This is a genomic window from Undibacterium sp. TJN25, assembly GCF_049339885.1.
GTDB lineage: Bacteria > Pseudomonadota > Gammaproteobacteria > Burkholderiales > Burkholderiaceae_D > Undibacterium.
This window is the reverse complement of the sequence record NZ_JBMPPM010000004.1, coordinates 214,816-227,935: the sequence shown is the minus strand read 5'-3', so window position 1 is coordinate 227,935 and position 13,120 is coordinate 214,816. Positions and strand designations below refer to the sequence as shown.

At 56.1% G+C, this 13,120-nt stretch carries 11 protein-coding genes; 9 read left to right on the top strand and 2 right to left on the bottom strand.

Features of this window, described 5'->3' with window-relative positions:
- Nucleotides 1–27 precede the first annotated feature (27 nt).
- Nucleotides 28–1,320: an ATP-grasp domain-containing protein gene (locus ACO0LO_RS11185; protein ID WP_422964307.1), complete on the top strand. Its 1,293-nt coding sequence runs from the start codon at nucleotides 28–30 to the stop codon at nucleotides 1,318–1,320.
- A gap of 33 nt (nucleotides 1,321–1,353) precedes the next feature.
- On the opposite strand, the gene ACO0LO_RS11180 is transcribed toward ACO0LO_RS11185, so the two are convergent.
- A complete protein-coding gene (locus ACO0LO_RS11180; protein ID WP_422964306.1) occupies nucleotides 1,354–2,085 on the bottom strand; it encodes a GntR family transcriptional regulator in 732 nt (243 codons plus the stop codon).
- Nucleotides 2,086–2,500: 415 nt separating this feature from the next.
- Between ACO0LO_RS11180 and ACO0LO_RS11175 the strand changes: the two genes are divergently transcribed.
- The 7 genes from ACO0LO_RS11175 to ACO0LO_RS11145 all read left to right on the top strand — a co-directional run bounded on the left by ACO0LO_RS11175 (nucleotide 2,501) and on the right by ACO0LO_RS11145 (nucleotide 10,935).
- Nucleotides 2,501–3,820, top strand: coding sequence for a Rieske 2Fe-2S domain-containing protein (locus tag ACO0LO_RS11175; protein WP_422964305.1), 1,320 nt, complete (start codon nucleotides 2,501–2,503; stop codon nucleotides 3,818–3,820).
- Nucleotides 3,821–3,884: 64 nt separating this feature from the next.
- Nucleotides 3,885–5,321 (top strand): glutamine synthetase family protein, encoded by a 1,437-nt coding sequence (locus ACO0LO_RS11170; protein ID WP_422964304.1) that lies wholly within the window; start codon nucleotides 3,885–3,887, stop codon nucleotides 5,319–5,321.
- A 54-nt stretch (nucleotides 5,322–5,375) separates the two neighbouring features.
- Nucleotides 5,376–5,699, top strand: coding sequence for a 2Fe-2S iron-sulfur cluster-binding protein (locus ACO0LO_RS11165; protein ID WP_422964303.1), 324 nt, complete (start codon nucleotides 5,376–5,378; stop codon nucleotides 5,697–5,699).
- A gap of 5 nt (nucleotides 5,700–5,704) precedes the next feature.
- Nucleotides 5,705–6,934 carry an NAD(P)/FAD-dependent oxidoreductase gene (locus ACO0LO_RS11160; RefSeq protein ID WP_422964302.1) on the top strand — a complete coding sequence of 410 codons (1,230 nt, stop codon included), beginning with the start codon at nucleotides 5,705–5,707 and terminating at the stop codon, nucleotides 6,932–6,934.
- Between the two features lie 69 nt (nucleotides 6,935–7,003).
- Nucleotides 7,004–8,164 (top strand): ABC transporter substrate-binding protein, encoded by a 1,161-nt coding sequence (locus ACO0LO_RS11155; protein WP_422964301.1) that lies wholly within the window; start codon nucleotides 7,004–7,006, stop codon nucleotides 8,162–8,164.
- A gap of 144 nt (nucleotides 8,165–8,308) precedes the next feature.
- Nucleotides 8,309–9,073 (top strand): gamma-glutamyl-gamma-aminobutyrate hydrolase family protein, encoded by a 765-nt coding sequence (locus tag ACO0LO_RS11150; protein ID WP_422964300.1) that lies wholly within the window; start codon nucleotides 8,309–8,311, stop codon nucleotides 9,071–9,073.
- Nucleotides 9,074–9,174: 101 nt separating this feature from the next.
- Nucleotides 9,175–10,935 (top strand): amidohydrolase, encoded by a 1,761-nt coding sequence (locus tag ACO0LO_RS11145; protein WP_422964299.1) that lies wholly within the window; start codon nucleotides 9,175–9,177, stop codon nucleotides 10,933–10,935.
- Nucleotides 10,936–11,031: 96 nt separating this feature from the next.
- Here ACO0LO_RS11145 and ACO0LO_RS11140 read toward each other — a convergent pair whose 3' ends face one another.
- Entirely contained in the window at nucleotides 11,032–12,027 is a 996-nt protein-coding gene (locus ACO0LO_RS11140) for a LysR substrate-binding domain-containing protein (protein ID WP_422964298.1), read from the bottom strand.
- A gap of 361 nt (nucleotides 12,028–12,388) precedes the next feature.
- Here ACO0LO_RS11140 and ACO0LO_RS11135 point away from each other — a divergent pair, with 361 nt between their 5' ends.
- The gene (locus ACO0LO_RS11135) at nucleotides 12,389–13,099 is read left to right on the top strand and encodes a nitroreductase (protein ID WP_422964297.1); all 711 of its coding nucleotides are present in this window, start codon (nucleotides 12,389–12,391) and stop codon (nucleotides 13,097–13,099) included.
- Nucleotides 13,100–13,120: the final 21 nt, after the last annotated feature.

Genomic DNA, 13,120 nt, shown 5'->3' with positions numbered 1-13,120 from the left:
ATCTTGTTAAATTTTTACGGAGAAAGAATGGATGTCCGCAATGTGCTGGTTTTCCCAGCGGGTACAGAAATAGGCCTGGAGATCTACCATGCCCTTAAATTTTGCAAAGAAGTAAAGGTTTTTGGCGCCGGACAAGCTGTCTCCAATCATGCCGAGTTTGCGTATCCGCAATACCATGTCATTCCCAATATCCATGAAGCGGACTGGTTGCCGCGGCTGGTGGACTTGTGCCGCGAGTTGTCCATTGACTATATTTTTCCGGCCTATGACGACATTGTGCTCGCCTTGAGCCGGGAGCAGCAGCATATCCCTGCGGCCATTATTTCTTCGCCATTGCAAACGTGTGAGATTACCCGTTCCAAGATGGATACCTACGCGCGACTGGCGGATATCGTCCGCGTGCCGCACGTCTATCCGCATGCGGATCTGGTTGCGCGCTATCCGGTATTCGTCAAGCCCGACCGCGGCCAGGGTTCGTTTGGCGCGAAAAAGATCCATGGCCGCATTGAACTGGATGCTGCCTTGTCCGAGGTGCCTGGTTCCATTATTTGCGAATATCTGCCGGGCGAAGAATATACGGTGGACTGCTTTTCGGACAGGGAGCGTGGCTTGCTGTTCGCAGGCGCACGCAGCCGCAGGAGGACGCGCAACGGCATTTCCGTCAATACCCATACCGAGAACATCGACGAAGCCAGCATGCTGGCTGAAAAAATCGGCGCCCGGCTAGGCTTGCGCGGCGCCTGGTTTTTTCAGTTAAAAAGGGCGGAAAGCGGAGACCTGGTGCTGCTGGAAGTGGCGCCGCGGATCGCCGGCGCGATGGCAACTCACCGGGTGATGGGGGTGAATTTTCCACTGCTGAGCATTTTTGAGCATGAGCGTCTGCCGTTGTCCGTTCTGCTGAACCCGGGGGAGATTGAGTTGGACAGGGCATTAAGCAATCGCTACCGGCATCAGATTTCGTTTGATACTGCCTATATCGACCTGGACGACACGCTGCTGCTGCGAGACAAGGTCAACGTATCGCTGGTGAAACTGATCTACCAGTGCCGCAACCAGGGCAAGTGCGTCAAGCTGATTACGCGCCACGCAGGCGATCTTGAGCGGACATTGGATATTCACCGGCTGTCAGGCATGTTCGATGAGGTCATCCATCTGCGCCAGCGGGAAAAGAAATCCGCCTATATCCCCGAACGCACCGCCATTTTTATCGACGACAGTTTTGCCGAGCGGCGGGACGTGGTGGAAGTGTGCGGCATCCCTACCTTCGACTGCAGCATGATAGAACTCTTGTCCGATGCCATGGAGGCTATGCAAGGCTGACGGCCGGCGAATTGCGCCTCTCCAAAGTTGTCCTCAGACAGCCGCACCCATTAGCAACCGGAAAGCAGGCACGATCTTGATCGTGGCTTCCGGTCGCTGGAGCGCAAAATCAAGGTTCATTTTGGCAGTTTGCACATGCTCCTCGGCCAGCGCCTGCGCGCGCGAACTTTGCCCATGTTCCATTGCATACACCAGGTTATGGTGCTGGCGGTGGGCAAAGCGCAGGCTTTGCGGCCCTTCGTCGATGGATGACTGCATCGGCAGCATTGCACTGGCGGCGGCAAACGGCAGGCGGTTATTGGTTTCGTTCGCTCGGGCGAGCGCCGCATTGCCGGCACCGTCAATAATAAGCTGATGGAAGCGGTTGTTCATGGCGATGTAGGCAGTGTAGTCATCGTAGTCAAGCGTGGGCTTGTTCAGTATGCGGTCGCCCTCCACCAGGCATTCATGCAAGGCCAGCGACAGTTGTCGCGGAACGCCATGCTCGGCCACCAGTTTTGCCGCCATTCCCTCCAGCGTACCCCTAACGTCGATCGCATCCGCAATTTCCGTCGCGGTAAGCTGCCTCATCAAATATCCGCCTGAAGCAGAGGGTTCCACGAGCCCCTCCTGTTGCAGGGTTGCGAGCGCGAGCCGCACCGGCGTGCGCGAGGCCGCCAATTTTTCCGCCAGTGCTATTTCCGCAAGCCTTTCCCCAGGGGCAAACTCCCCCTTCAGTATCAAATCCCTGAGCTGAACCAGCACCCGCTCCTGTTGTGACTCCATTGCTAACCCCGTCTGAATATGCCAGCTCCACGCTGGACTGATGTTTCGTCATTTTAGTCGATATGCATACATACATGACTTTTTCCCGCCGATCTGAAATACTAAATGTTCTGATTGCATACAATTTTTGAAAAACGTGGCTATTTTTGGATTTTTTAAAATTTTCCATATTTCGAAAAATATATAAATAAACCTTTTAAAACAATGAGTTAATTTTATTTTCAATAAAATTTTATGTTTCTATATAAATGATTAAAAATAAAATTGCATGCATTAATTTGAAAAATGAATACATTGAATATACAATGAGCTGGAAGGCTGCGGATAACGCATGCAGAGCGAGCGGTAAAAGTCTCCCGGCGGGCGGCTTGAATTGAAATTAATTGACACCCTGTAGAGAAAGTAGAGGCGCATCATGATGAGTTCTGAGCAAAACGATTTAATCACCCGTGTGGGCCCTGAGGCGTCGGCAGGAAAATTACTTCGCAACTACTGGCAACCCGCCGCACTTGTGGATGAGTTGCAAGGGCCGCGGCCGGTCAAGGCTGTGCGCCTGCTTGGCGAGGATTTCGTCATATTCCGGAACGAAGACGGCGGCTATGCGATGCTTGACCGTGATTGCCCGCACCGCGGCGCGGACCTGGCTTTCGGCCGGCTGGAGAATGGCGGGCTGCGCTGCGCATTCCATGGCTGGCTGTTTGATGGCAAAGGGCAGTGCCTGGAAACTCCCGCCGAGCCGCAGGGCAGCACTTTGTGCAAGCGCATACACCAGAAGTCTTATCCTGTTTCTGAGCGCGGAGGCATCCTGTTTGCGTACCTTGGCAGCGGAGAGCCGCCTGCATTCCCGGATTTCGATTGTTTTGTCGCTCCGGATCAATATACGTTCGCATTCAAGGGCCTGTTTGAATGTAACTGGTTGCAGGCGCTCGAAGTCGGCATAGACCCGGCCCACGCGTCCTATCTGCACCGGTTTTTCCAGGACGAGGATACCGATGCGAGTTATGGCAAGCAGTTTCGCGGCGCATCCGCCGATTCCGACATGCCGATTACCAAGGTCTTGCGCGAATACGACTGTCCGGAAATCCACGTCAATCCCGCCGACTACGGTTTGCAGCTGATTGCACTGCGCGAGTTGAGCGAGAGCCAGACGCATGTGCGCGTCACCAACGTTGTATTCCCTCAGGCTTTTGTCATTCCCATGAGTTCGGAAATGACGATCTCGCAATGGCATGTGCCGATTGACGACCATAACTGCTACTGGTATGCGATTTTCACGAGTTTCGGCGCGGCCACCAACAAAGAGCAGATGCGCCAGCAGCGCCTGAACCTGTATGAGCTTCCCGATTACAAGCCACGCAAGAACAAATCGAACCAGTACGGCTTCAGCGTTGAAGAGCAGTTGAATGAAACCTATACCGGCATGGGCAATGACATCAATGTCCATGACCAATGGGCGATTGAATCGCAAGGGACTATCCAGAACAGGACCCGCGAACATCTGGGTACGACGGACAAAGGAATTATCGCCTTCCGCCGCCTGCTGATCGAGGCGATTGACAAAAATGCGGCAGGCGAAAAGGCGCTGATGATGGTCAACGAGGAAAAAGCACGGACATTGACAGGCCCTGCATCGATAGACGGTATAGGTCCGGCAGGCAAATGGAATGAATACTGGAAAGAGGCCGACATGAAGCGCCGGCAAGCATCGGAGTGGGCCCAGCGCGGGCTTAAATAATCCCAGAAACTAATTGAGAGGAGCGCGGGTGACGGCCTTTGCCGTGAGTCGCGCACAGACATCTATGTCCTTCGTTGAAAAATTCGGTCTGTGGACTGAGGCGCAACATGCCGCCGCCCTGCATGCCCTTGAAGAACTCAAGGCCAGAAATATTGAAATTATCCGGTTTTCCTTTCCAGACCAGCATGGTTTACTGAGAGGGAAAACGCTGGTAGTGGAGGAGGCTGCCAATGCCTTGCGCAACGGCGTCACCATGACTACTACGATGTTCGCCAAAGATACTTCGCATAGGACAGTGTTCCCCGTCTTTTCGGCCGGCGGCGGCTTCGACATGCCGGAAATGCAGGGTGCGGCCGACGTATTGATGATACCGGACCCAACCACATTCAAAGTGCTACCCTGGGCGCCGCACACTGGCTGGTTCCTTTGCGACGTGTACTTTTCGAACGGCCGCCCTGTGCCTTTTGCGACACGCCAGCTGTTCAGGAATGCGCTGGATCGCCTGTCGTCTCAGGGCTATGATTTCATGGCGGGTCTTGAAGTCGAATTTCATATCTTTAAAGTCAATGATCCGCGCATGCAGCCGGCGGATGCCGGGCAGCCTGGCGAACCGCCGGAGGTGAGCCTGCTGTCGCATGGCTATCAGTTCCTTACCGAACTCCGGTATGACCAGATAGATCCAGTGCTTGAGCTGATCCGGCGGGATATTATCAAGCTGGGGCTTCCCTTGCGCTCGCTGGAAGTCGAATATGGGCCGAGCCAGGTCGAATTCACCTTCGCGCCCGCTGTCGGCCTGCAGATAGCGGATGACATGATCCTGTTCCGCAGCGCAGTCAAGCAGATTTGCCAGCGCAACGGCTATCACGCGACCTTTATGTGCCGGCCGCGTATCCCCAACGTGATTTCCAGTGGCTGGCACATGCATCAATCGCTGATTCACTCCAAGGATAAAAGCAATGCCTTCATGCCGATGACTCCGGGAGCAGACTTGTCCGATCTCGGCCGCCACTACATGGCAGGGCTGCTGGAGCATGCCTGCGGCGCAACGGCGCTTTCCACTCCGACCATTAACGGTTACAAGCGTTACCGTGCCTATTCGCTGGCTCCCGACCGTGCGATCTGGGGGCGCGACAACCGCGGCGTGATGGTGCGCGTTCTCGGCGGCGCCAACGACAATGCGACGCGGCTGGAAAACCGCGTAGGGGAGCCGGCTGCCAACCCTTATCTGTACTTCAGCTCGCAGGTACTGTCAGGGCTTGACGGCATTCACCGGGAACTGGAGCCGGGTCCGTCCGCCGATGCTCCTTATGAGACCCCGGCGCAGTATCTGCCGCATACCCTGGCCGATGCCATTGAATGCCTGAGAAACGACGCCTGTCTGCGAGAGGGGCTGGGCGCCGGATTTGTCGATTATTTCTGCAAAATCAAGGAAGCCGAGATTGCGAGATTCAATATGGAAGTAACGGAGTGGGAGCAGAAAGAGTACTTCAATGTGTTCTAGCATCGCACTCATTCGTATCTGCCCGCTCAATGAAAAGCTGTAAAGGAATTAGCCATGCCCCATATCACCTACATACTCAAGGACGGCGCCCGCCGCGAGCTTGAAGTAAAGGCCGGCGCTACCGTCATGGAAGCTGCCATCCACAACAACGTCAGGGGCATCGATGCCGAATGCGGCGGTTCCATGTCGTGTGCGACTTGCCATGTGTATGTGGCGCCGGAGTTCTTCGACCGTCTTGCCGCGCCGGATCCCACCGAACTTGCGCTGCTCGAAGGCGTGGCGGCGGAACAGCGGGCGACCAGCCGCCTCAGCTGCCAGATCGTTATCACCGCCGATCTGGATGGCCTGGTGGTGCATGTACCCGAACGCCAAGGGTGAACGGCATGGGCAAGACTTTGATCGTCATTGGTGCGTCGTACGCCGGCGTGCAGCTTGCGGTGTCCGCGCGTGAGCAGGGGTTCGGCGGCAGGATACTGCTGATCGGAGAGGAGCCGCATATACCGTATCAGCGGCCGCCGCTGTCCAAGGCATTTCTACTGGGCGATGTGGACAGCAAGAGTCCGCAACTGAGATCGGAAGCTTTTTTTGCCGAGGAAAAGATAGAACTTCTGCTATCTACCCGCGTTGTCAAGCTGGACCGGGATAACCGCCAGGTGCTGCTGGAAAGCGGCGAGAAGCTTGCCTACGACTTTGTAGGATTGACGACCGGTGCCCGTTGCCGCGAATTGAATTGTGTTGGCGCGGCGCTGGGCGGCATCCACTATCTGCGTAATCTGGCCGATGCGACGCGGCTGCGAACGGCGACCAAAACAGCCAGGCGTGCCGTCATCGTCGGTGGCGGCTTTATCGGGCTGGAGGTTGCCGCCTCCCTGCGCTCCGCCGGCTTGCAGGTGACGCTGATTGAGACCGAGCCGCGCCTGCTGTCCCGCGTATCGCCGCCGCTGATCTCCGACTTCGTGCGCGACGTGCACGCCGCACATGGCGTCCAATTCCGCATGGGGCGCCGGGTCACCGGCGTGCGCGGACAGAGCGGGGTCGTCGAGGCGGTTGAACTCGATGACGGCAGTTCGGTCGATTGCGACATGCTGGTCGTCGGCATCGGTGTCATCCCCAATGTCGAAATTGCGCTGGAAAGTGGGCTGGCCGTGAACAACGGCGTCGTTGTGGATATCCATGGCCGCAGTAGCGACGAACACATCTTCGCTGCCGGCGATTGTGCGGCCTATCCCAATCCATGGGCGTATCCGCAAGGAAGCGCTATTCGCCTTGAGTCGGTGCAGAGCGCCAATGACCTGGCCCGTGCGGCGGGCGCTTCGATTACAGGAAAAACAGAACCCTACCGCAACGTACCCTGGTTCTGGTCGGACCAATACGACCTGAAATTCCAGATGGCGGGTCTGGTCGCGCAGTGGGATGAATTCATCGTTCGCGGTACTTTCGAAAAAAAGTCTTTCTCGGTATTTTATTTCCGTACAGGCTTGCTGATTGCCGTCGATAGCATTAACCGTCCGCAAGATCACATGCTGGCGCGCAAGTTACTTGGCGCCGGGATTTCGCCGGCTCCCGACCAGATTCGCGATGAGCAGGCTGATTTGAAAAAACTGCTGGCTTAGCCGGGGGCCGGCAAGCGACAGATACGGTTGGCGTCTTACCATTCATTACAGTTACTAGAGGAGAGAGAAATGAAAATTCGAATGTTGATGGCCGTATGCATCATGGGGATGGCCCGGCTTGCCGTGGCGGCGGATCCGGTCAAGGTGGGGGTTATCGTGGAAGTGACCGGACCGCAGGCCGAATACGGTATGCAGATGACCAATGGCATGAAGCTGTATATGCAGGAACATGGAGACACGGTCGCCGGACGCAAGATTGAACTTATCGTAAAAGATGTGGGAGGCCCGGCCCCGGAAGTGGCCAAACGCCTGGCGCAGGAGCTTGCCTCTAGGGATAAGGTGGATTTCTTTGCCGGCTTCGGCTTTACGCCCAATGCGCTGGCTGCCGCCCCGGTGGCGACACAGGCAAAAATTCCCATGGTGGTCATGAATGCCGCGAGCTCCACGCTGACAGGCCGCTCTCCGTATATTGTCCGCACTTCCATGACCATTGCACAGAACTCCATGGGCATTGCGAGCTGGGCGGCCAAAAATGGCATCAAGCGTGTATTCATGCTCTATGCCGATTACGGCCCCGGCCAGGATGGCGCCAGCCAGTTCAGGAAGACCTTTAGCGAGGCGGGTGGAAGCATCGTCGGCGAAGTCGCGGTTCCCTTAAAAAATCCGGATTTCGGCCCTTTCCTGCAGCGCATTAAAGATGCGAAACCGGATGCTGCCTTCATGTGGGTTCCTTCCGGCGAAATGGCGACGGCGCTGGTGCACGGCTACCGTGAACGCGGCCTTGACAAGGCTGGCATCAAAATGATTTCGACCAGTGATGCAGTGGACGATGCCTTGCTGAACGTAATGGGAGATTCTGCGCTCGGCATCGTTACTGCAGGCCATTATTCTGTGGCCCATGACTCCGCCGAAAATAAGGCTTTCCTCAAAAGTTATCAAAACCAGTTCGGGGTCAGCATCAAACCCAACTTCATGGCGGTTGCCGGCTACGACGGCATGGCGGCAATCTATGAAGTCGTCAAACGCCTGAAGGGCCAGATGGACGGCGAAAAGGCCATGGAAATATTGAAAGGCTTGAAGCTCAATAGTCCGCGCGGCCCCATCATGATCGATCCGCAGACGCGCGACATCATACAGACCGTCTATATCCGGCGGGTAGAGCGGCGCGACAAGGACCTCTTCAATATCGAGTTCGACAAACTGCCCAACGTCAAGGACCCCGGGAAGTAGCGTTTTCGAGCTGCGCCGGCCGCATCTTGATACCTTCGCGTTTGCTCAAAAATTGGTATCGGGAGCGGTAGCACCGGCGCCAGAGTTTTATTTCCCCGCGGAGGCTTGCCCGTCCGCATAGCGACAGGTTCATGAGAGTAAGACATGATTGAGACATCAGCTGCGGCGCCGCTGGTCGGGATAGTGTGCGACCGTTTTTTCCTCGGAGAGCATGACTACCACGGCGTCAAGCACAGCTATATCAAGGCGCTGATCCAGGTGGCGGGAGTGATTCCGGTACTTTGCCCGGCAACGGAGGATTTGCGCGAGCTTGAACCGTACACCAGGGCATTGAGCGGCGTCCTGTTCCCTGGAGGGGCATCGAACGTCGATCCCCTGCTATACGGCGGCAGCGAGCCTGGGGACATGCTTCTCGATCGGCAAAGAGACCATATTTCAATGGAGCTGATGCGCCGGATGACAGAACGCGACATTCCCGTCCTTGCCATTTGCAGGGGATTTCAGGAAATGAACGTTGCGTTCGGCGGTACGCTCGACACGGCCATCCATCGCAAACCTGGCCGGCTTGATCACCGGGAAGACCCAGGCGAAAACCTGGCCGACCGCTACAGGTACAAACACCGGGTTGCCATTGCTCAGGGTGGAATACTGTCCGGGCTTACCAAAGAGTGTGCGGTACAGGTTAACTCATTGCATATGCAGGGCGTTGACAGGCTGGGAGCGAAGCTGTTCGTAGAGGCACGCTCGCCGGATGAACTGGTCGAGGCATACAGCGTTGAGGGGTGTGATTTCGCGCTTGGCGTGCAATGGCATCCTGAGGTGTCGGTATCGATCGATCCACTGTCGCGCGCGATATTTGAAGCTTTCGGACAGGCCTGTTCTCGCCGCGCGCAAAGGCCATTGACCTGAAATGACGGACGTATTTTTATCATATTTTGCTCTGGAGTCACCAAGAGCCGTTTCGCCTTCACCCTAACACTAACATTAACACCAAAGGACAGGACCTGAAAATGACATCGAACATCGTTCCCACCCGATTCACCGGAGCCCGCGGCTGGCGGCATATTCTGGCCGGCACTGCGGCTGTAGCCTTGGTCGCGGCCATCCCCCTGCTTGCCTCATGCAGTACGAATGCCACTGCACCATCGGCAACAGCAGCAGACACCGTGTACGTCAACGGCAAGTTCATTACCGCGGATAAGTCGTTTTCTCTTGCGCAGGCAGTGGCGGTCAAGGATGGCAAGTTTATCGGCGTAGGGTCATCCGCCGACATGAAGAGGTATGTTGCACCCGCCACCCGCTTGGTGGATTTGCAAGGCAAGACGGTTATTCCCGGCCTCATGGATAGCCATAGCCACATGAACGGCGCCGGTACCGCGGAAACTACCGCGCAAGTCATCAACGCAAAAACGGTGTCCGGGGCGCAGGCCATCATTGCGGAATTCATCAATGCCAAAAAAGTGCCGTCAGGGGCCTGGGTACAGACCAGCCGCTGGCATCCGCCGTCCCAGCTGAAAGAGCAGCGCTATCTCACGCGGCAGGAGCTGGATGCGGCTGCGCCGAATAATCCGGTATACGTGCAGACGGTCGGTCATTTTGCGATGGCCAACAGCAGGGCACTTCAACTTGCAGGCATAGGACGGGATACGAAAGATCCCGTGGGTGGAAAAATCTATCGCGATGCCAACGGCGATGCGACCGGTGTGCTGGAAGAAACCGCAATAGAGCTAGTAGAAAATAAGATACCCAGCCCGACCTTCGAAGAACTGGTGGCGCAAACCATCGCTGCGCAGCGTATCTACAACCGTTCAGGCATTACCAGCACGATTGACGCTGCGATGACGGAAGAACAGGTAGGCGTCTATTTTGCGGTTGCCGAACGCAAACAGGCTTCTGTACGCACCGGCACGATGTGGCTGACGCGCGCGGCGAGTTCTGCCGAATTCGAACAGATGCTCAAGGCCGCAAAGTTCAAGGACAATATAGGCAATGACTGGGTACGTACCGCAGGCATCAAGATGTTTGCCGACGGCGGCATGTCGCTGAAATCTGCCTACATCCGGGATGCCTACGCCGATGACCCCCATAACCACGGCATGCTGGCGACCGACCCTGAAGTCTACAAACGGAATGTGCGGCTGGCCAATCAATATGGCTGGCGGGTCGGCACGCATGTCGTCGGTGATGCAGCCATCGACCTGGCGCTGGATGCTTATGAAGAGGCGAGCAAGGACAGCAGCCTGAAAGACAAGCGTTTTATCCTTATCCATGCCAGCCTGATTACCCCCGAGCAGGTGGTCCGGGCCAGGAAGCTTGGCGTACGCGTCGACGCACAGAATATTTTCATGTGGGACAAGGCGGGAACCGTTGAACGCTTCATGGGCACAAAGCTTGCCAACCGGGCGGTTCCGACCAGGCTGCTGCTTGATACGCTGGGACTGGAGGGGACCGCAGCAGGCACCGATAACCCCGTCAATATGCTCAATCCCTTTGTCGGCATGTATGTGATGGTAACCCGCAAAGACCCGCGCGGACGTGTCTATGGGGCGGACCAGGCCGTAACGCGTGAAGAGGCGCTGCGCCTGTACACGAATGCGGGCCCGTACTACACCTTCGAAGAAAACAAAAAGGGTTCGATTGAGACAGGAAAGTTCGCCGACATGGTCGTTCTTTCCGCCGACTACCTGTCCGTCCCTGACGAGAAGATCAAGGATATCAAGCCTTTGCAGACGATTGTCGACGGCAAGCTCGTGTACGAGGCAGCCAACTGAAGCGTTCGCGCCGAAGAAAGCAGAAATACCGGCCCGGCCTGTAGTATTGCCGGGCCTAGGTGTATCGGGGAGCCGATATTTTCCCGCTACGGCCGCCTAAGCCTGCATCTTCCGCACGATGTCTGCGCCGGCAGCTTCGCATAGTTGGGCACGCAGCCAGCAGTGCGCCGGATCAAGATCATTGTGGGAATGCCAGACGAGATCCAGGCGCTGAAGGCCAACCGGATACGGTAGCGGCAGGATCGCAAGAGGGTAGGTGCGTGCAAAAACCGTTGCGAGCGGCCGCGGAACAATCGCTACCAGTTCGCTGTTTTCCAGCAACGACGGTATCGCAAGAAAATGCGGGATCGTCATCTGGCTGCGTATCTGTACATCGGCCTGCAGCAGGGCCTGTTCAAGCGCCGGCCTGTCGTACATCTCCGATTGCCGCGCGAGTCCCCGTTCCAGGATAAAGCCGCTGACCGCTCCATCTTCCTCCCCCCCCAGTGAAACGACAGCGAGCGGATAAGTGGCCATGGCGGCCATGGACATCTTGCCCGCCATAATCGGATGCCCATTTCGACATATCAGCACCTCGTCCTGTTGCATCAGCAATTGGGAGTGCAGGCGTTCAGGGATGCTACTGAACGTCCCGATGGCAATGTCGATGCGCCGAAGATCTATCTGTTCAGCCAGGTCAAGCCGCGTTGACGGCCGTATCACGAGGTCTATGCCGGGCGCCGACCGGGATAGCATGTGATTGAGGCGCGGCAGCAGGATGGCGGACACGTAGTCGTTTGCGGCAATTACAAATGTCTTGCTGATGCTTCCTGGCTGGAAAGGCGATGCTGCGCGGGACAGTGCGCCGTGCATGCTTTGCAGGGCAGCACGCAATGGATGGCTGATTTCCATAGCGAAATCGGTCGGCCTCACGCCGTTGCTGGTGCGGATGAACAAATCCTCCCCAACGCTTTCCCGCAGGCGCGATAGTGCATGGCTGACGGCAGACTGGCTTAAATGCAGGCGCTGGCTCGCCCGGAGAACGCTGCGCTCTTCCATGACTGCGTCGAATATCCGGAGGAGGTTCAGATCGAGCCGGTCAAAAGAGATCATTTTTACAGTTCCAAGCAATGAATAAGCCAACAATTGTCCACACAAGCTTACAGCATTTCATCCATTTTCTTCATGGAAAGTGCCAGGACTCTGCTGTTTCTCACCAGCACAAAGCCCTGGTCGGCAAGTCCCGGGAGGCCGGGGAAAGGTGAATTGAATTTTGTGCATATCTGTCTTGCAGAAAGGTCGCTTTCCATCTGAAAAGTCTCATGCAAAAATCCTGTCCAGGGTCGTAAAAAATCTCGATAAGAGTGGATGGTGTTCTTTTTTATATGCATTGCCTGCAATGATTTAGCCGCCCTGAAAAAAGCGACGATTGCTGGACAGCGCAATACCAGCCTGCTTCTTGAGAAAGAGAATCATGAATCAACGGGAAGAGATGGATGTGAGCGCGGCAGTCGACCAAGCGATTCGGGGGAGGCGGGCCGTTCGGTGTTTTCTGGATATTCCTGTGGAAAAAGAGCTGGTCGCCGAGATCCTGGATGTTGCGCGGGCAGCGCCGAGTAATTCGAATATCCAGCCCTGGCGCGTGTACATCGTTGCTGGGGAAGCCAAGAAAAAATTGAGTGAGGAAATTCTCGATGCGCATTGCTGCCGCGCTGCCGAGCACACTGCGTCGTACAAGCATTTTCCGGACACCCTTGCGCAAGAATTTTCTTGCAGGCGCGAGGATTTCGCTTCGAGATACTACGAAAGCCTGGGTATCTGCCGCACAGACCAGGCAGCGCGCGACGCACAAACCGGGAGGAATTACCAGTTTTTCGGGGCACCGGTCGGTTTTATTTTTACGATGAATAGCGCCCTTGAACGCGGCAGCTGGCTTGATTATGGAATATTTTTGCAGAGCGTGATGATCGCCGCAAAGGCGCGCGGCCTGGATACCTGTCCCCAAATTTCCTTTGCAAAGTATCACTCCATCATCCGCAGGCACTTGCATATTCCCCTGCACGAAGTCGTCGTGTGCGGTATGTCAATGGGCTATGGCGACCCCGCTGCGCCGGTAAATTCGCTCAGGCTTCCACGCGAAGAACTTGGATCTTTCACATCCTTTTTCGGGTTCGACGGGGATTAGGGCCGTAATGAGGGCGATTAA